This window comes from Planktotalea sp., from assembly GCF_050633725.1.
Taxonomy (GTDB): domain Bacteria; phylum Pseudomonadota; class Alphaproteobacteria; order Rhodobacterales; family Rhodobacteraceae; genus Planktotalea.
Genome location: NZ_JBOEHB010000004.1, coordinates 132,504 through 150,962, shown reverse-complemented (window position 1 = coordinate 150,962; position 18,459 = coordinate 132,504). Strand labels below are relative to the sequence as shown.

Below are 18,459 nucleotides of genomic sequence, written 5' to 3'. Positions count from 1 at the left end.
TTAAGGGGAGTACAGCCCGCGATGCACACGGCGAAAGGAAGAACAGGAATGTATGACCCCAAGGGCAATGGCAAAGACAAGGCTGTTCAATCCGTGCAGTTCACCGAAGTTGAACCCCCTAGTCATTTGCGCGGGATCGTTCATCGATACTTGGAGTTAAAAACAGAGTCTCCGCTGCAAGAAGACTATCGGTTTCACGCTTTGCCTGATGCCTGTTCCTATGTGGTGTTTGACCAGATGAACCCGAACGTCACTGGCGTAGCCAAACTTCGGGCAGAATCTGAAGAATTTAACTTAGGCACGTCATTTCATTTCATTAACATTCGTTTTCTTCCCGGTGTCTGGCAGAGCGAGAATGAACACATCATCTATGGCATGCTTGATAGGCCCTATGTGGGTACGCTGCCTTTGATCGAGTTGAACCGCGAAATCACGACGCGGGGCTTTGACGCGAGCCAACCCCTTTTGACCCAGCTTGTTGAACAGCTCATTGAAAGCAAACACGTTGCCGCGAACCCTGTGACCGAGAAGATTTTCCAACACTTGGACGATATTCACAACGTTGCTGACATGGCGGAGTGCGTGGGAATATCAGCGCGTCAATTACAACGCACGCTCAAGCGAACCACTGATTTTACACCCCATGACTTTTTAAAGGTCTTGAGGGTGCAGCAGTCTTTGAACGGCAAGGATACGTGGTCCTATGCGGATCAGTCCCATTTCATCCACTCCTTTCGCCGCGCGACAGGGTACACACCCGGAAAATACGCAAAAAAATTCGATGTCTGAAATCTACAATACCCACCCCAGATGACTTGGTAGTTCGGTGTCATAGCCTATCAACAAAAGGAATATGACATGACAAAGATGAACGCAGTCGCTTGGTTTGACATTTACGTAGACGATCTGGATCGGGCCACACGCTTTTACGAAACTGTCTTGGGGACCAAGCTCGAAGAGATGGGCGATCCGACTGGTGAAACTCAAATGATGAGCTTTCCTGCTGACATGAGCGCCTATGGCGCAGCTGGGGCGTTGACCAAAGCGCCACACGCCGGGCCGGGTGTTGGTGGAACGATTGTTTACTTTTCAGCGCAAGATGTTGCTGTCGAAGAAAGCCGCGTCGTCGAAGCAGGCGGGATCGTGATCCGGCCAAAGTTCTCGATAGGCGAGTTCGGTTTCGTCTCGATCTGCCAAGACACTGAAGGCAATATGTTTGGCATGAACTCAATGGCGTAAACCGCCAGCCTGAAACGCAACAAAAGCAAGCACGGGCAGACGAATATGCGACCCGTGCTTGTCATTTTCCTAGCCGCTGCCAATCAAGACGCCAGCCGCGAAAACCAATGCTCCCCCCAGAACAACTTGGAAGGCCGCGCGAAAAAAGGGCGTTTCCATATACTTGTTCTGGATCCATGCAATTGCCCAAAGCTCAACAAACACAACGATGATGGCAACAATAGTCGCGGTCCAGAAATCGGTGATGAGATATGGCATAGCATGCCCCAAGCCACCGACGGTTGTCATAATCCCCGAGGAAAATCCTCGCTTTATGGGTGATCCTCGCCCCGATAGCTGACCATCATCGCTTGCCGCTTCCGTAAAGCCCATCGAAATACCCGCACCAACCGAAGCCGCAAGTCCGACCAGAAAGGTCGTCCAAGTGTTGTGGGTCGCAAAGGCGGTTGCGAATATTGGTGCAAGGGTTGAAACAGAGCCGTCCATGAGGCCCGCAAGACCGGGTTGCACCCATGTTAACAGGAACTGGCGCTTTGCTGCGCGTTCTTCATCATCTCCAGCTTCACCGCTTAGGTGCTCTTCTTCCAGCGTTTCCGCGCGTGTCTGGTGCTTTGACTCTTCTGCGGCCAAATCGCCAAGCAATTGCCGCGTTCCAGCATCCGTGCTGCGCTTGGCGGCCTCGGTATAAAAATGCGCTGCCGCACGCTCCATGTTCGCGGCTTCCTCGCGTATGCGTTCAAGCGACAGGTTTTTGATCAACCAAACCGGTTGCCGCGCATAATGCCCGGCGACATGTTCACGTCGTATCAATGGAATTACAGCACCAAACCGCTGTTGGTGCTGCGCAATTAGACGCGAGCGGTGCGTGTCCTCTTCGTCAGCCATATCTTCAAAGATCGCGGCGCTTGCTGGAAATTCTGAGCGCAGCTCCTCAGCGTACGAGCGATAAATCCGAGCGTCATCTTCTTCGGAGGAAATCGCAAGCGCGAGGACCTCTTGTTCTGTCAGGTCAGAAAAGCGTCGACGGTGATTTGTAAAGCGCATAGGAATTCTCATATTTAGAATGATTCTAAATATGGGGCATGATGTGATTATGCGCAAGGCGGCTTGAATAGTTCAGGTGATAGCCTGTAGTTTCGCGTGATGTCGGGAGGACAGAATGAATTTGCAAAACACGGCCATTCGCAGGGGGCGTAAGTTCGATCAGGTTTTGCAAGGTGCCCGTACGGTATTTTTGGCCGAGGGATTTAGTGCATCCAATATGGACTACGTCGCCAAAGAAAGTGGCGTGTCCAAGGCAACACTCTATAGCTATTTCCCCGACAAAGAGAGTTTGTTTGTGAATGTCGTGCAAAGCGAATGCGCGCGCCAAGCTGACTATGCGATGGAACACATCGACCAAAGCGCCCCAGCGGCGCAGGTGTTGACCAACGCGGGACGTCATCTGCTCGGGTTTATTACATCAGAGTTCGGGCAACGGATGTTTCGGATCTGTATCGCAGAAGCTGACCGCTTTCCCGAGCTTGGAATTGCCTTTTATGAAAGCGGACCGTTGGTGGTTAAGCAGAAAATTGGTGATTATCTGACCAGCGCGTCTGATAGCGGCGAGCTTGCAATCGAAGATACAGACCTCGCCGCAGATCAGTTCGCCGAGTTGTGCAAAGCGGATATCTTTCCAAAGATGCTGTTTGGGGTTCAGACCGACTTCAGTTCGCAAGACATTGACCGCGTCGTTACCAGCGCAGTCACAACTTTTCTCGCTAGATATGCGGTGAAGACCCGTTAAAGCCCTGCTTCTGCTTCGATCTGTTTGCGTGATTTACGCGCCCGCTCAGTAGCAGATTTGAGCTGACCACAGGCCGCCATAATATCCTCTCCGCGCGGTTTGCGGATCGGCGAGGCATAGCCAGCCTTATAAATAATGTCCGCAAATCGATGGATACGGTTGTTCGAGGAGCGCTTGTAGGGCGCGCCGGGCCATTCGTTGAAGGGGATCAGGTTGATCTTGGCAGGGATGCCGTCGATCAGTTTGACCAAGCGATGCGCGTCTTCCTCGGTATCGTTCACACCGTCGAGCATGACATATTCAAAGGTGATGCGCTCAGAGTTACGCCCACGCGGATAGTTGCGCAGCGCTTCTAGCAAGGCTTCGATATTCCAGCGCTTGTTGATTGGAACCAGCTTGTCGCGCACCTCGTCCGTGGTTGCGTGGAAACTCACCGCAAGCTGGCAACCAATCTCATCGGCGGTGCGCTCAATCTCAGGCACAATGCCGGATGTGGAAAGCGTAATACGACGGCGGGACAATTGAATGCCCTCTTCATCCATAGCGATCTTCATCGCGTCGCGCACGTTCTCGAAATTATAAAGCGGCTCACCCATGCCCATCAGCACGATATTGCTCAAGAGGCGCGTTTCATCCTTGGGCGCGCCTTGCTCGGGCCATTCGCCCAGATCATCGCGCGCGACCATGACTTGGCCGATGATTTCACCAGCCGTCAGGTTGCGCACCAGTTTTTGCGTACCAGTATGGCAGAAGGAACAGGTAAGCGTGCAACCGACCTGCGAGGAAACGCACAGCGTACCGCGCCCCTCTTCGGGGATGTAAACGATCTCGACCTCATGCCCGCCTGCGATGCGCACCAGATACTTGCGGGTGCCATCCTCGGAGACCTGACGCGTGATGACCTCAGGTACTTCGATCACGAATTTTTCAGCCAATTCAGCGCGGTAAGCTTTGGAGAGATTGGTCATCTCGTCAAAGTCGCGCTTGCCCCATTGGTAAATCCACTGCCAAATCTGCCCAACGCGCATCTTGGCCTGCTTCTCAGGTGTGCCATTCTCAATCAACACGTCGCGCATCTTTGCCCGTGTAAGGCCAACAAGGTTAATTGCACCCTCCGGCATTTTGCGGGGGATCGTCATTACGTCTTGAGTGATCGGAGCCGTGGCCGTCATGGTACATTGCCTTTTTGGAATGCTGCCGCGTGTATACTGGTTTGACTCATAAAAGAAGGGAAATCTGATCTTTGAAGCGATCAAGGCAGATCAGCGAGTTCATGCATTTATGCATGAATACTAGTCCTATTTAGGCAATTTTCGCATGCATTGTCGCGCTCTAAACCCTCCTCATCATTTAGGAAGGTTAGAACAATGCTCAATATCAACGATACCCAGAGCCAAGGCTACGCGCGTTTGGCTGGTCTTTTCTATCTCACAATCGCTGTCGCAGGCGGCTTTTCGATTGCCTATGTGCCCAGCCAAATCCAAGTCGCTGGTGATGGCACCGCAACGGTCGCGAACTTGATCGAACGCCAATCTCTCTTTCACCTCGGCATCCTCGGGGATGCCGTGGTCATGCTGGCCGAAGTCATGGTGTCGGTCATGCTGTTCTTTATGTTCAGGTCGGTGAACGCGACGCTGTCGCTCGCCGCTGCAATCGCACGGGTAATGATGGTCGCAGTCATGGCATCGATGTTGTTTTTCTACGCAGGCGCGCTCTACCTAGCGACTGCTGAAGGTGCATTGATCGCTTTTCCAGAACCGCAGCGCGTTGAATGGGTAATGCTCATGCTGCATCTCAATAGCGTTGGTGTCTGGATTTGGCAGCTCTTCTTCACGCTCCACCTCTTGCTACTGGGCAGTTTGGTTGTGCGTTCAGGTGCGTTTCCAAAGTGGCTGGGTTATGGGTTAATGATCGGCGGGCTTGGCTACATCTTGGATAGCGCCTACGCCAGTGTGCTCACGGATCAAGCATGGCTCGGTAACTTACGGATCGGTTTGCTAGTCATTGTGACGCTGTCCGAGATCAGTTTTGCGCTTATGCTCGCAATATTCGGCAGAAATCCTGCGCGGTAATCCGAAGAACCAGAAGTGCGCAGCGTGTTGCGCACTTCTTTAGAAGGGTTTTGAAACAACTAGCCATAGGATGGCGATCACACCAATGACGCTGGATTCATTGAAAATGCGAAGGAACATATCACTTTCGTTGAAAATACCCTGTTTCGCGCGGCGCACCATGCGGCCCGTCATTTCATACTGAACAATCAATACGACAACGAGCGCCAGTTTCACCAAGCTCCACGTCGGAAATCCCCAATCCCACGCCAGCCAAAGCCCCATCGCAATCGCGATAAAGCTGAGCATGTTGGAAAAGCGATAGAGCCTAAAGGTCAGATCACCAAGCGGGCCGTTTTCACCGAGCCGTTCATATTCCCGTTTCCAGAAAATCAAAGCGCGCGGCACGGCAAAAATAGAGGTCATCCACCCCATCACGCAGAGCAGATGGATGATCTTAACCCATTCCATCAGAACTTATTTGCAGCGCTTCTCAGACTCTTCAACAGACGCGGTGAAGCCGAGCAAAGAGAAGGTGTCTTTCGTCTGCGTTCCGCGACCAGAGCGCGCCGTGAGAATGGCGCTGCTGCCACGCTTCATCGCGGTAATGATCTTGGCGTCATCCGCGGGGGTCGCAGGCCATGCCCATTCGCCATCGGTAAACAATTCGAACTCGGTGCCGCTGATGTTCATGTTAACGGTTGATCCGCTTGCGAAAGGATAGCCGCCAGTAAAGGTCACTTGGCCTGTCACACCAGAACCCGGGCGGTTGAAAACGAATAGCAAAATATCACCGCGTTTCACCGCAACGACGCGGCCACCACGTGTGTTTACCGTTTCTTTCGGGGACGAAACGCTCCAGCATTCCTTTGGATTGCTTTCGACAAAAACGCTCCAATCGGTGTTTGCGCCTACGCGGTTCGTGCTTTGCGCTTGGGCAAATGCGCCTGTGGTTGCAAGGGCCATCGCCGCTGCCAATCCTGTGCGCGTAATCCATGAATTCATCTGTCCAGCCTCCAAGCTGTCCGAAACCTCAATAACAAACTGCGCGCCGCGTCTCTTAACCGACTGTTATCGCGCCCAGCATTTTCTTCTCGACAAAAGCACATTAGCCTGAAATCCACCACAGGTGAATGCCTGCTTGGCATTTTTTCGCCGTAGTTTTTCAGGAGAGCAAAATGACTGGACCCGTTCCCTTGGCCGAAATCTGGCGCGGCGAGTTTCTGGAAAGCCTGCATTTGGGTCACGCGGTCATTTGTGACGGCTCGGGTCAGATTGTGGATGCTTGGGGAAATCCCGAAGAAATCATCCTGCCGCGCTCCTCTTCCAAGATGTTGCAGGCGATCCCTTTGATCACCTCTGGTGCGGCCGATGCGGCGGGGCTTGGCACAGAGCATCTCGCGCTGGCATGCGCCTCGCATCAAGGCGCGGCGATCCATACGGACCGCGTGACGCGTTGGCTCGATGATTTGGGGCTTGGCGAGGATGATTTGCGCTGCGGGCCACAAAAACCTGCGGACGAGCCTGCAATGAATGATCTGATTAAGACCGACAATAGCCCGTGTCAGATCCACAATAATTGCTCTGGCAAACACGCGGGGTTTCTGACGCTTAGTAAACATTTGGGGGCCGGACCAGAGTACATCGACCCTGCACATGCGGTGCAGAAGGCATGTTTAGAGGCTGTCGAGGAGACAACGCAGCTCACATCGCCGGGCTTTGTGATCGACGGTTGTTCCGCGCCAAATCACGCGACGTCGCTTCATGCGATGGCCCGCGCGATGGGGTTCTTTGCCTCTGCGCACACGCGTTCTGACAGCGTGAGCAATGCAGCGGCGCGCCTGACCGAAGCGATGGCGTTACATCCTGAATTGGTTGCGGGTGAAGCCCGCGCCTGCACCGAATTGATGCGTGCGATGGGTGGAAAGGTTGCGATCAAAACGGGGGCAGAGGCCTTTTACGTGGGGATCCTGCCAGAACAACAAATGGGCATTGCGCTGAAGGTTGCAGATGGCAGCACGCGCGGCGCGGAATGCGCGATCGCGGCGCTTTTGGTGCGCCTCGGCGTATTGGATGCAGGCCATCCCGCCACGCTCAAACGCATGAACGCCCCGATCACCAATTGGCGCGGGACGCTCACGGGATACATCAGGCCAGCGGCTGGCCTTGTGGCTTAGGCCGTTGTTGCGGCGGCCAATGCTGAATCCATCAATTTTTTGATGTTGCGCTCGGACGTGTCGGCAACGATGCGCCCGATCTCGGTTTTGCCTTTGAGCGCTACCAAGGTTGAGCGGCGCGGAATTTTCAAACGATCTACCATTTGAGACGTGCCATAGGTGTCCCAATCGACGTTGATGAATACGATGTTTTTCTCGTAAGCGCCATTTTGTTGCTTGAGGTTGGTCAAAACACGCTCTTGCGCGCGGCAGGTGCCACACCAGTCGGCTTTGAAATCAAGAAACACAGTCGCGCCTGCATCAAGGTGCTTCTTGGCGAGACCGGGCGTGTAATCGAGCGGTACTGCGAAGGCTGGCAGGGCAGGCAAAACAAGCGTTGCAGCGCCAGAGAGGATCAGTGTTCTTCGGTTCATGGGATACTCCTTAAGGGGACGGATTACAGTTTAACGGATAGGTCTTGTAGCCAGATCGGCATGATATCGAGCAGATAGCTTTCAATGACGTAGTGCCATTTGAAGAAGAGCATCAGCCCGACAGCGATGAAAATTGCGCCAAGTAGGGGACGCGCAGCGGCGGCGAATTTGCGCATTGCGGCCTGACGTTTTTGCAAAGCAGAGCGCGCGCCATAGCCAAGGGCAAGGATGATGGAAGATACGCCAAGTGCGAAGAACAGCATGATCGCTGTGGCCCACAACAGGCTTTCGCCTTGGCTCGCGAGGGAAATTGCGCCGCCCAAGGTTGGGCCAACGCAGGGGGACCAAACAGCGCCAAGAAGCATTCCGCCGACGAACTGCCCTGTAAGCGAGCTGCGATCTATCTCGTCCAATCCGCTATCGGCGCGCGCAGCGACACCAGCGGTGGCAGTTGAAAACACGGCAGAGGCGCGAGGAACCAAGAGAACGATGCCAAAAAGCACCATCAACACGGCACCAGCTTGGGCGATACTATCTGCATTGAGGCCAACAGCGCGGCCAAAGGCAGAGACAGCAACGCCAAGCACGACAAAAGACAGGCTCATTCCCGCTGCAAGGGCCACTGGTCCCCAGCGGCTTGCTTGCAGAGCGGTGGCCAAGACAATCGGCAAAACGGGTAACACGCAGGGGTTAATCAGCGTCAGCAATCCCGCGCCATATGCAAAAATCAATTCCATGAATATGAGTTAGGACATGGGGGGCATTGCTGTCACCCCACAAGACACTAGCGCGCGTTCAACTCCCCGTGGGTTTTTGTTTCGAAAGCTGCACCAACAGAATGCCAACGGTGATGACCAGCACGCCAATGATGTCCATGCGTCCAAGGTCTTCGTCAAGCAGGATAGCCGCAATAGCAACGCCAAAGAACGGATTGAGGAAATGAAAGGTAGAAGCGCGGACCGCTCCGATTCGCTCGACAAGGCTGAACCATATGAAGGTTGCGATCAGACCCGGGACAAGCGTCGTATAGGCAAAGGCCATCGCAAGTCGCATGGACGGGTTCACGTATATCGTTTCGGTGAAGGCAGACACTATGCCAAGGATGATTGCGCCGACGAACATTTGCAGACCGACAACCATCAACAGGTTCCCACCAGATGAGGCACCGCGCATCGCAAGCGTTGCGATTGCGAGAGCCAAAGCGCCAATGACGCAAAGCGCCATACCGACGAGATCTGCATTCCCGCTGAATCGGGCACCCATGATAAGAACCACGCCAACAATGCCAAGGAGCAATCCGATCACGCCCTGAACTGGCAAGCGATCCTTAAGCAAGAGCCACCCGATCCCTGCTACAAGCAGTGGCATGCTAGACGCGATAATGGAGGCGAGCGAGGCTTCTACAGTTTGCATCGCGAAGAAATTAAGCCCGAGATAAAGCGCGTTCTGGCAAAGCCCGAACACGAAAACAGCGCGCCATTGGTTGCGCGTTAGGTTCCAACTCTGCCCAAGCGCTTTGGCGATTAAAACGCCGATCAAACCCGACAGGAAGAATCGCAAACTAAGTGAGGCCAGCGGCGGCGCATCCTGTACGATGATCCGTGCGGAAGTGAAGGCGCTCGACCACATCAGCGCAAAGGCCAGCCCCATCAGTAACGCGCGAATATCCATGGGGTGCTCCAATGCAAAAAGGGCCGCTCTATAAGAGCGACCCTTTTCGTATAATCAGTGCAAATGCAAGATCAGCCGTTAACGCTGTCTTTCAATGCTTTCGCGATTGTCATTTTGACAACCTTGTCCGCGTCTTTCTTGATCTGCTCACCCGTTGCTGGGTTGCGAACCATACGCTCTGGACGCTCACGGCAATAGATTTTGCCAACGCCTGGAAGTGTGACAGCGCCGCCGCCGGATACTTCGCGTGTGATCAATGCGCATACTGCGTCAAGCGCCGCGCCAGCAGCTTTTTTGTCTGCGCCCATTTCATCAGCCAGTGCAGCGACCAGTTGAGTTTTTGTCATTGGTTTTGCCATGTTCATGGTCTCCCTTTACTGCCCGTATCTTGGGCCTCTGAAGACGCATGTAACGGTATCTTGCCACCTAGCACAACGGATAGAGACGCAGAAATGTGCAAAAAACAGGCGTTTTTTAACATTTCCCCGAGGTCAAAGGAACGCAGTCTCGTGAAAAGAGCGTAATTTGCGGCTGTGAATGCGTTCTAACGGCATTTCGCTTAGGGTTTCCATAGCCTTTATTCCGATCATCAAGTGGCGCGCAACCTGCGTTGTATAGAAATCTGACGCCATGCCAGGCAGCTTGAGTTCACCATGAAGCGGTTTGTCCGAGACACAAAGCAACGTTCCATAAGGGACACGGAATCGAAATCCGTTGGCCGCTATCGTCGCGCTTTCCATATCCAACGCGACCGCGCGTGATTGCGAGAGCCGCTGAACAGGCCCATCTTGGTCGCGCAACTCCCAGTTGCGATTGTCAACTGATGCGACAGTTCCAGTTCGCATGACCTGTTTTAGATCGTAACCCTCTAATTTGGTGACATCCGCGACAGCAGATTCAAGCGCGATTTGCATTTCGGCTAAAGCGGGGATTGGAACCCAAACAGGCAGATCATCATCCAGCACACGATCTTCGCGTAGGTAAGCGTGGGCGAGTACGAAATCACCAAGACTTTGTGAGTTCCGCAGACCTGCACAATGACCAACCATGAGCCACGCATGCGGTCGCAGCACCGCGATATGATCGGTTGCGGTCTTTGCGTTTGAGGGGCCAACACCGATATTGACCAAGGTGATTCCGCTGCCGTCCGGCTTTTTCAAGTGGTATGTCGGCATTTGCGGCGTTTTGGTTGTTGGCTCTATCACTGTTGTCGAATCGAAAATCTCGACATTCCCGGTGCTGACAAAACTGGAGTAGGCGCTATCAGGATTGGCGATCTGCTCGCGCGCGTAGTTTTCAAATTCCGACACGTAGAACTGATAGTTGGTAAACAACACATGGTTCTGAAAATGCTCAGGCGCGGTCGCGGTGTAATGTGAAAGCCGCGCAAGCGAGTAGTCGATACGCTGGGCCGTAAAGGGCGCAAGCGGTTCGGTCCCGTCCTCAGGCAGCGTATGCGTGCCATTCACAATGTCATCGTTTGTCGTGCTGAGATCGGGTACATCAAACACATCGCGCAGCGTAAATTCAGCAGCGCCCTCTTGTGGCACCGAAATGCGCGCATCGTTCGCAACAGCAAAATGCACGGGGATTGGTGTATCGGAAACGCCAATCCCTACGGCAACATCGTGGTTCTCGATCAAAAGCGCGATCTGCTGCTCTAGATAGTGTGCAAACAGATCGGGCCGCGTGATCGTTGCGGCATGGGTTCCGGGCGATGAGACATGGCCGAAGCTTAAGCGGCTATCCACTTGCGCAAAGCTGGTCGTTGTAATGCGAATTTCAGGGTAGAACGCACGAAATTTGTGTCCGGGATGCCCCCTTTGCATCGCCTCGCTGAATTTTTCACACAGAAAATTTGTCGCGTGATCATACAGCTTGATCAGTTGCGCAACAGCTGCTTTCGGGTCGCGAAAGGCTTCGGGGTGAATCGCGTCAGGCGTTACTATGGAGTGTTGTTTCATCTCGTCCTCTATGCCCCTAGCTTTCAAAGAGCGGGGTCAGTTCAAATTTCGTGACATCCACGAGGCCGAGATCGGAAATCCTGATTTCAGGGATCACGACCAAGGCCAATAATGAATGCTGCATGTAAGCGTTATTTAACGTGCACCCACATTCGATCATGGCGTGTACCATGTCTTCGGCTTTTCGTGCGACGTCCTTTGCGGGTTCGTCTGACATAAGCCCCGCGATGGGCAGTTCAACCAGCGCCAGTTCCGCGCCGTCTTTCCAAACTGTGACACCGCCGCCGACCTCAGCGAGCCTGTTCGCGGCGGCGGCCATCATTTCGCGATCGGTGCCGACGACAATCATGTGGTGGCTATCATGGGCAACAGTTGAGGCCATCGCCATAGGCCCTTCATAACCAAAGCCAGACACGAACCCGTTCACAACAGCGCCCGATGCGCGATGACGCTCGACAAGAGCGATCTGACAGATGTCACCTTGATCACTGGTTTCAACCAGACCCTCGGTCACAGGTAGATCAACTTTTAGCGCCTTTGTGGGAGCTTGGTTTTCAACGACGCCGATAACATTCGCGCGCACCGAGTTGGCACCTTCTGGCGCTTTGATCTCAAAATCCTGCGCGCTCTTTTGTGGTCCCATGTAAACCGTACCGCGCGCATGGCGTGGCCAGTCATAATGGGGGCATTCAACTTCGCAAATCCCGTCTCGAGCAACAGTTTGACCGCGCGCGATTACATGCTCGATTGGCAATGTCTTCAGATCAGATGTCAGGATCACATCCGCGCGACGGCCGGGCGCGATAGAGCCTAGCTCGCGCTCCAACCCGAAATGCGTTGCCGTGTTTATCGTCGCCATTTGTAGCGCAATCAAAGGATCGCACCCGCATTCAATCGCGTGGCGCACAACGCGGTTCATGTGGCCTTCGTTAACAATGGTGCCTGAATGGCTGTCGTCCGTGCAGAGAATGAAATTGCGTGGATCGAGACCCTTTTCCGTAACCGCAGTAATTTGGCTTTCCACATCATACCAAGCTGAGCCCAGCCGCATCATATGGCGCATCCCTTGACGCGTGCGCGCGATAGCGTCGGCCTCGCAGGTGCCTTCATGATCGTCCGCAGGGCCGCCTGCCGCATAGGCGTGAAACGCCGATCCTAAATCGGGCGAGGCATAATGCCCGCCAACCGTTTTGCCCGCGTTCTGCGTCGCTGCAATCTCGGCCAGCATCTGCGGATCACCATTCACAACGCCCGGGAAATTCATCATCTCGCCAAGGCCGATGATACCGGGCCAAGCCATCGCTTCGCTCACGTCCTCTGCGGAAATCTCAAACCCTGTCGTTTCCAAACCCGGCGCGGAGGGCGCACAGGAGGGCATCTGGGTGAAGACGTTGATCGGTTGCATCATCGCTTCGTCGTGCATCATGCGCACGCCTTCGAGGCCGAGAACATTGGCGATCTCGTGCGGGTCAGTGAACATCGACGTTGTACCATGCGGGATCACCGCCCGCGAGAATTCGGCAGGGGTCAACATACCGCTTTCGATGTGCATATGCCCATCGCACAGGCCGGGGATCATGTAGCGGCCTTCTGCTTCGATCACTTCGGTATCAGGCCCAATGCAATGGGAGGCATCAGGTCCGCAATAGGCAAACCGTCCGTCCGCAATTGCCAAATCATGATTTTCAAGGGTTTCGCGGGTATGCACATTAACCCATGTGCCGCCTTTGATAACGAGATCTGCTGCCGCGCGCCCTGCTGCGACTGCGACCAATCTTGGTGCGCACTGCGCCCATGTCTTTATGTGTGATTCACTCATGAGGAAAGTTGACACGCGTCCAAGCGATGTTCAAGCATCTCATTTAGCGCAAACAGGGAGCGATGCGATGGACTATGAAACAGTAAGCGCAGGTGACTTCGGAGCGTCATTGCAGGGCTTGGGGCTGAATTTCTTGGTGCGTGACGTGAAAGCAGAAGCCGCTTTCCTTGAAGCCGTCTTTGACATGAAATCGCATCGTATCAGCGCCGATTTTGCGATTATGACCTACGGGGATCAGGTCTTTCAGTTGCACAGCGATGGAACCTATCATTCACACCCTTTGCCTGCGCTTTTACCCGAAGCAGGCGCGCGCGGCGCAGGCGCGGAGTTTCGCCTGTATGCGACCGATCCTGATGTCGCATGTGACAAAGCCGAGGCAATCGGCGCGCATATTCTCCAAGGTGCAACGAATAAACCGCATGGCTTGCGCGAGGCATATATCCTCTGCGAAAACGGCTATGCTTGGGTGCCGTCCCGCGCCCTGACACAAGAAGAAAGAGACGCTCAATGAATGTAGAGACCCGCCCCAATATGGATCACTGGCAAGAACGCGTTGATCTTGCCGCGGCTTTTCGCTGGACCGCGCGGCTCAACATGCACGAGGCGGTTGCGAATCACTTTTCCTTTGCGATCAACGAGGACGGCACGCGGTTCTTGATGAACCCGAACCAAGTGCATTTCAGTCGTGTGAAAGCCTCTGACTTGATCGTCGTCGATGCGAACGATCCTGAAACGCTAGAGGGTCCGGATGCGCCAGATCCAACCGCTTGGGGCTTGCATGGCGGGATGCACCGTCATTGCCCACACGCGCGCTGCGCCATGCATGTGCATTCGATTTTTGCGACAGTTCTGGCCTCGCTCGCCGATAGTCGCTTGCCACCAATTGATCAAAACTCAGCGACGTTTTTCAATCGTATGGTGATTGATGAAAACTACGGTGGTTTGGCGTTTGAAGAAGAGGGCGAGCGCTGCGCCAAGCTTTTTGATGACCCGAAGAAGAAGGTCATGGTCATGGGTAATCACGGCATCATGATTATCGGCACGACCGTCGCAGAAACCTTCAACCGCCTGTTCTATTTCGAGCGCTCCTGCGAGACCTATATCCGTGCTTTGCAAACGGGTATGCCGCTGCGTGTCTTGTCCGATGAGATCGCAGAGAAGACGGCGCAGGAATTGGAAACTTACCCCGAGCAGGACGAACGTCATTTGTCCGAACTCAAAGCGATCCTTGATGCGGAAGGCTCTGATTATGCGGCGTAGAGTGCTCTAGATCATACACTCCACTTGGCTAAATTTCAGCGCGAGCAACCTAATCTCAAGATCGATGCGCGATCACGAAGATACACGGCGCTTGAAGTAATCGGATGATATCAAGAGCGCCTAAGCTGTAAGAGCCAAGCGCGATCATTTGCATGCTCTCCGCTCGCATCTGCGCCATATATTGGGATGTCGATCTTGCGTCGCTCAGAAATAGAGTTTTCGAGCCGGTCAATCACAGCCTCAAAGCCCATTGCCTCCCAATGGTGGGAATTAACCGATAGAACTGCCCATCCGCCGGGCTTGAGGATGCGCAGCACTTCCGCAATCGCTTCGGGTCCGACGTGACCGTTCGTGAATGTGCCCGCGCTTACTGCACCGCTGTAAGCACCATCCTCAACAGCCAATCGTTGTGTCAGGTCGCTCTCGAACAGGCGGCGATAGACGTTCTTGCCGCGCGCCTGCCTGAGCATGTCAGGAGAAATATCTGTGCCATCCACAGGCCCTAGCCCCAAGTGAGTAAGGCATTCACCGACAAGCCCCGTCCCAGCCCCTAGATCCAATATCGGCCCCTCCTGCGAAAGGGATTGATAGGCATCAGCTACAGATTTCGGCAGGCGGTACGCCATTTCTTCTGCGAAGCTCTTGTCATACGTGCCCGCCCAATCCGCATATAACTTCTTCGCGCCATTCGGCCCTTCAAGCGCATAAGCATTTTGTAAATCGGGTTTATCTGTCATGATCTTCATTGAAAGGGCGCTCATGTCATCTTGCAAGCCCTAAACAACGCACGCACATATCACACATGAAAAAACAACTTCTCTCTTTTGGACATGGCTACAGCGCCCGCGCGCTTACGCCTTTGTTGCTCGCTAATGGGTTTTCGATTGTTGGCTCTATACGATCAAACGAAAAAGCCGACGAAGTCATCGCCACGGGTGTCACGCCAGTAATCTGGTCCAAATCCGAATTGATCGCGAGTTTGCACGCTTCGACCCATCTGCTGATCTCGGCCGCACCGAGCGCTGAGGGCGATCCAGTGCTGGGCCTTTTGCGCGATGAGATTGCTGACTATGCGCCTCACCTCGAATGGGTCGGATATTTGTCCACGACAGGCGTTTACGGGGATGCGCAGGGGGCATGGGTTGATGAAGATAGCAAGCTGAGCCCGTCAACCAAACGCGGTGAAATGCGCGTCGCTGCCGAAGCTGAATGGCGCGCGATTGAGGGTCTGCCGCTGCATATTTTCCGACTCGCTGGCATCTATGGCCCGGGGCGCGGTCCGTTTTCCAAAGTCCGTGCAAGGACGGCGCGGCGGATTATCAAACAAGGGCAGGTGTTTAGCCGCATTCATGTCGAAGATATCGCTCAGGTGCTTGCCGCGTCTATTGCGGCGCCCAATGCTGGAAGCGTCTATAACCTGTGCGATGATGATCCAGCCCCCCCGCAAGATGTGATCGCCCACGCCGCGGAGCTGTTGGGATTGCCCCTGCCAGAAGCGGTGGACTTTGAGACAGCGGAAATGACCCCGATGGCTCGGAGCTTCTATGCAGAGAATAAGCGCGTGAGAAATGACAAAATCAAAGCAGAGCTTGGTGTGAAGCTGGGCTATCCCAACTATCGAACGGGTCTCGCAAAGCTGTTGGAATTAGAGCGAGCTGCCGACGCGGGTTAGGTTTGAAATCATCGGCTTTGGAAGTGCGCTAAGAGCCTGCACCACCTTCGCGCGGCAGCGAGTTCCCTCAAATTGAGGGCCAAAAAGCCTGTCTGGAAAATTGGGTGTTTTCAAGATCAGCTTGCGCCATCTGTGAACGATCAAGGCGCGTAGCGTTGCAATTTGAATGGCTGACAAGTCTTCGCTGGTTAGGCTTGTCAGCGTCGCAAGCTCCAAGGCAGACGAAAGATCATTAAACCCAAGCGTTAGTGCATCAGGGACCAAAGCTTTGGAAAGCCACTGAGGCACGTCGCCAATGGTGCCTTTTATGACAAACGCGTCTTTGGCGTTTGGGCTTAGCTCACCATTTGACAGATAAACGCCCGAGGAAATTGCCACATACCCTTGGTGCGCAAATGCCTCTGCACGGACCTGTTCTTCGCTTGATAAAGCTGGCGGATAGCATAGCACATGCCAATCTGGGCCTGCGCGATGATCTTCTGCATAAATCCGATGGCTTGCGCGCGCGCTTTGCTCAAACCCGCTAGGGGTGAGGCTATGCAATGCTTCGCGCCCGCGTTTGCTGGTCTCGAGCCATCCCTCATTTCGTAAACGGTGAAGCGCTACGCGCATAGCTTCGGGGCGAACGCCAACAGGTAAGAGAATATCGGCAAGAACCGGTCCCGAAATAGCATCGCCCTGAGCCTGAGTCAGATCGCCAAAGATGGTAACGATGAACGACCAAACACGCGGCGCTTCATTCCCGCACAATGCGCGAATGGCATTCTGAAACGCGTCATCGTTCATCTTTCCAGTTTAACTCCCTCTGGAGAGCCGCTGAGCCGACAGCGCGCTATACAGACATGCAGATGTATTTCATTTCCAGATAATCTTCGATCCCGTGGTGGCTACCTTCACGGCCCAAACCTGACTGTTTTACGCCGCCAAAAGGAGCGACTTCTGTAGAAATGATGCCTGTATTTACGCCAACGATCCCGTATTCAAGCGCTTCGGCGACTTTATAGACGCGGCTGAGATCTTTTGCATAAAAGTAAGAGGCGAGGCCAAAGATTGTGTCATTGGCAAGCGCGATCACCTCGTCTTCGTCTTCAAATTTGAACAAAGGCGCGAGCGGGCCAAAAGTTTCTTCGGTTGAGACGGCCATCTCTTTTGTGGCTCCTGTGACAATGGTTGGTGCAAAGAAACTGCCGCCCAATGCTGGTCCATTGTCGCCCAGGATAACTTGGGCACCCTTCGCTTTCGCGTCGTCAATATGCTCACGTACCTTTTCGGCAGCGTCTGAGTTGATCAATGGGCCAAAGTCAGTGCCCGTCTCCAAACCGTCGCCAATTTTCATCGCGCCAACGCGCGCTGCGAGCTTTTCTGCAAAGGCATCATAAACGCCTGCTTGTACGTAAATACGGTTCGCGCAAACGCAGGTCTGACCATTGTTGCGGAACTTGCACATGATCGCACCATCCACAGCTGCGTCCAGATCAGCGTCATCAAACACTATGAAAGGCGCATTGCCCCCAAGCTCCATCGAGCATTTCATCACCTGATCTGCGGCTTGGCGCATCAAGATGCGGCCCACTTCGGTTGAGCCTGTAAAGGTCAATTTGCGCACAGCAGGGTTCTCGCAGAACTCTTTGCCGATCTCGCTAGAGCGGGAAGACGGGAGGATATTCAAAACACCCGCCGGAATGCCTGCGCGCTCGGCTAGTACACCCATAGCTAACGCTGAAAGCGGTGTTTCAGCGGCGGGTCGTGCAACCATTGAACATCCCGCAGCTAGTGCAGGCGCTGCCTTGCGCGTGATCATCGCGTTCGGGAAATTCCAAGGGGTGATCGAGGCAGCAACGCCGATCGGCTGCTTGATAACGGTGATCCGTTTGTCTGCTTGATGGCCCGGAATGGTCTCGCCGTAAATGCGTTTGGCTTCTTCGGCAAAGAACTCGATGAACGATGCGCCGTAGCCAACTTCGCCTTTGGCTTCCGCCAGCGGTTTGCCCTGCTCAGCAGTCAGAATGATCCCGAGATCGTCCTGATTTGCCATCATCAGATCATACCAAGCGCGTAGAATGTTTGCGCGCTCTTTACCGGTCTTTCTGGCCCATTCTTTTTGGGCGGCCTCTGCCTGCGCAATCGCGCCTGCAACTTGAGCGCGGCTAAGATCAGACACCTGAGCGATAACATCGCCTCTTGCAGGGTTGGTCACGTCAAACGTTGCACCATTTTCACCCTCGACCCATTGTCCGCCAATATAGGCTTTGGTGGCCAAGAGGGTGGGGTCTTTGAGCAAAGAAGCAAGGTTTGTTTGGGTCGATGTCATATCAAGTCTCCGCATGGCGTTTGACGTTAGGCAGATCACGTGGCGCAAGCCTTGTCCAGTGCTCAGATAGGGGTCGCTTTTGCGGAATTTGCGCCG

Annotated in this window: 21 protein-coding genes; 8 read left to right on the top strand and 13 right to left on the bottom strand. The window is 54.1% G+C overall.

The window, feature by feature from the left end:
- The first annotated feature begins 48 nt into the window (after nt 1–48).
- Both ACRBCU_RS05440 and ACRBCU_RS05435 read left to right on the top strand, forming a co-directional pair.
- The gene (locus ACRBCU_RS05440) at nt 49–789 is read left to right on the top strand and encodes a helix-turn-helix domain-containing protein (protein WP_431364359.1); all 741 of its coding nucleotides are present in this window, start codon (nt 49–51) and stop codon (nt 787–789) included.
- 69 nt (nt 790–858) lie between these two features.
- Nucleotides 859–1,239 (top strand): VOC family protein, encoded by a 381-nt coding sequence (locus tag ACRBCU_RS05435; protein WP_431364358.1) that lies wholly within the window; start codon nt 859–861, stop codon nt 1,237–1,239.
- A gap of 69 nt (nt 1,240–1,308) precedes the next feature.
- Here the strand turns inward: ACRBCU_RS05435 and mbfA are convergent, their stop codons facing one another.
- A complete protein-coding gene (mbfA, locus tag ACRBCU_RS05430; RefSeq protein WP_431364357.1) occupies nt 1,309–2,283 on the bottom strand; it encodes an iron exporter MbfA in 975 nt (324 codons plus the stop codon).
- 115 nt (nt 2,284–2,398) lie between these two features.
- Between mbfA and ACRBCU_RS05425 the strand changes: the two genes are divergently transcribed.
- On the top strand, nt 2,399–3,025 hold the full coding sequence (locus ACRBCU_RS05425; protein ID WP_431364356.1) for a TetR/AcrR family transcriptional regulator: 627 nt from the start codon (nt 2,399–2,401) through the stop codon (nt 3,023–3,025).
- On the opposite strand, the gene rlmN is transcribed toward ACRBCU_RS05425, so the two are convergent.
- The gene (rlmN, locus tag ACRBCU_RS05420) at nt 3,022–4,197 is read right to left on the bottom strand and encodes a 23S rRNA (adenine(2503)-C(2))-methyltransferase RlmN (RefSeq protein WP_431364355.1); all 1,176 of its coding nucleotides are present in this window, start codon (nt 4,195–4,197) and stop codon (nt 3,022–3,024) included. The two genes, ACRBCU_RS05425 and rlmN, sit on opposite strands and share 4 nt — an antisense overlap.
- Before the next feature lie 195 nt (nt 4,198–4,392).
- Between rlmN and ACRBCU_RS05415 the strand changes: the two genes are divergently transcribed.
- Nucleotides 4,393–5,097 (top strand): DUF4386 domain-containing protein, encoded by a 705-nt coding sequence (locus tag ACRBCU_RS05415; protein ID WP_431364354.1) that lies wholly within the window; start codon nt 4,393–4,395, stop codon nt 5,095–5,097.
- A gap of 39 nt (nt 5,098–5,136) precedes the next feature.
- Here ACRBCU_RS05415 and ACRBCU_RS05410 read toward each other — a convergent pair whose 3' ends face one another.
- Together ACRBCU_RS05410 and ACRBCU_RS05405 are read right to left on the bottom strand one after the other, a co-directional pair.
- Nucleotides 5,137–5,547 carry a CopD family protein gene (locus ACRBCU_RS05410; RefSeq protein WP_431364353.1) on the bottom strand — a complete coding sequence of 137 codons (411 nt, stop codon included), beginning with the start codon at nt 5,545–5,547 and terminating at the stop codon, nt 5,137–5,139.
- 6 nt (nt 5,548–5,553) lie between these two features.
- The gene (locus tag ACRBCU_RS05405; protein ID WP_431364352.1) at nt 5,554–6,081 is read right to left on the bottom strand and encodes an invasion associated locus B family protein; all 528 of its coding nucleotides are present in this window, start codon (nt 6,079–6,081) and stop codon (nt 5,554–5,556) included.
- Between the two features lie 173 nt (nt 6,082–6,254).
- Here ACRBCU_RS05405 and ACRBCU_RS05400 point away from each other — a divergent pair, with 173 nt between their 5' ends.
- On the top strand, nt 6,255–7,253 hold the full coding sequence (locus ACRBCU_RS05400) for an asparaginase (protein WP_431364351.1): 999 nt from the start codon (nt 6,255–6,257) through the stop codon (nt 7,251–7,253).
- Here the strand turns inward: ACRBCU_RS05400 and ACRBCU_RS05395 are convergent.
- The 6 genes from ACRBCU_RS05395 to ade all read right to left on the bottom strand — a co-directional run bounded on the left by ACRBCU_RS05395 (nt 7,250) and on the right by ade (nt 13,120).
- On the bottom strand, nt 7,250–7,666 hold the full coding sequence (locus ACRBCU_RS05395; protein WP_431364350.1) for a thioredoxin family protein: 417 nt from the start codon (nt 7,664–7,666) through the stop codon (nt 7,250–7,252). The two genes, ACRBCU_RS05400 and ACRBCU_RS05395, sit on opposite strands and share 4 nt — an antisense overlap.
- Nucleotides 7,667–7,689: 23 nt before the next feature.
- Nucleotides 7,690–8,403 carry a cytochrome c biogenesis CcdA family protein gene (locus ACRBCU_RS05390; RefSeq protein WP_431364349.1) on the bottom strand — a complete coding sequence of 238 codons (714 nt, stop codon included), beginning with the start codon at nt 8,401–8,403 and terminating at the stop codon, nt 7,690–7,692.
- A 58-nt stretch (nt 8,404–8,461) separates the two neighbouring features.
- The gene (locus ACRBCU_RS05385; RefSeq protein ID WP_431364348.1) at nt 8,462–9,337 is read right to left on the bottom strand and encodes a DMT family transporter; all 876 of its coding nucleotides are present in this window, start codon (nt 9,335–9,337) and stop codon (nt 8,462–8,464) included.
- A gap of 71 nt (nt 9,338–9,408) precedes the next feature.
- Nucleotides 9,409–9,696: an HU family DNA-binding protein gene (locus tag ACRBCU_RS05380; RefSeq protein WP_431364347.1), complete on the bottom strand. Its 288-nt coding sequence runs from the start codon at nt 9,694–9,696 to the stop codon at nt 9,409–9,411.
- 132 nt (nt 9,697–9,828) lie between these two features.
- The gene (locus ACRBCU_RS05375) at nt 9,829–11,301 is read right to left on the bottom strand and encodes an AMP nucleosidase (RefSeq protein WP_431364346.1); all 1,473 of its coding nucleotides are present in this window, start codon (nt 11,299–11,301) and stop codon (nt 9,829–9,831) included.
- A 16-nt stretch (nt 11,302–11,317) separates the two neighbouring features.
- Nucleotides 11,318–13,120, bottom strand: a complete 1,803-nt coding sequence (gene ade, locus ACRBCU_RS05370) for an adenine deaminase (RefSeq protein WP_431364345.1) — start codon at nt 13,118–13,120, stop codon at nt 11,318–11,320.
- 67 nt (nt 13,121–13,187) lie between these two features.
- Here ade and ACRBCU_RS05365 point away from each other — a divergent pair, with 67 nt between their 5' ends.
- Nucleotides 13,188–13,631 (top strand): glyoxalase, encoded by a 444-nt coding sequence (locus ACRBCU_RS05365; RefSeq protein ID WP_431364344.1) that lies wholly within the window; start codon nt 13,188–13,190, stop codon nt 13,629–13,631.
- Nucleotides 13,628–14,380, top strand: coding sequence for a class II aldolase and adducin N-terminal domain-containing protein (locus ACRBCU_RS05360; RefSeq protein ID WP_431364343.1), 753 nt, complete (start codon nt 13,628–13,630; stop codon nt 14,378–14,380). Before ACRBCU_RS05365 ends, ACRBCU_RS05360 begins: the two co-directional genes overlap by 4 nt.
- A 110-nt stretch (nt 14,381–14,490) precedes the next feature.
- Here the strand turns inward: ACRBCU_RS05360 and ACRBCU_RS05355 are convergent, their stop codons facing one another.
- A complete protein-coding gene (locus ACRBCU_RS05355; protein ID WP_431364342.1) occupies nt 14,491–15,141 on the bottom strand; it encodes a class I SAM-dependent DNA methyltransferase in 651 nt (216 codons plus the stop codon).
- 41 nt (nt 15,142–15,182) lie between these two features.
- Here ACRBCU_RS05355 and ACRBCU_RS05350 point away from each other — a divergent pair, with 41 nt between their 5' ends.
- Complete coding sequence (locus ACRBCU_RS05350) at nt 15,183–16,052, top strand: SDR family oxidoreductase (protein WP_431364341.1); 870 nt, start codon at nt 15,183–15,185, stop codon at nt 16,050–16,052.
- Here ACRBCU_RS05350 and ACRBCU_RS05345 read toward each other — a convergent pair.
- Together ACRBCU_RS05345 and ACRBCU_RS05340 are read right to left on the bottom strand one after the other, a co-directional pair.
- Nucleotides 16,026–16,838 (bottom strand): PaaX family transcriptional regulator C-terminal domain-containing protein, encoded by an 813-nt coding sequence (locus ACRBCU_RS05345; RefSeq protein ID WP_431364340.1) that lies wholly within the window; start codon nt 16,836–16,838, stop codon nt 16,026–16,028. The two genes, ACRBCU_RS05350 and ACRBCU_RS05345, sit on opposite strands and share 27 nt — an antisense overlap.
- Nucleotides 16,839–16,884: 46 nt before the next feature.
- On the bottom strand, nt 16,885–18,363 hold the full coding sequence (locus ACRBCU_RS05340) for an NAD-dependent succinate-semialdehyde dehydrogenase (protein WP_431364339.1): 1,479 nt from the start codon (nt 18,361–18,363) through the stop codon (nt 16,885–16,887).
- Nucleotides 18,364–18,459: the final 96 nt, after the last annotated feature.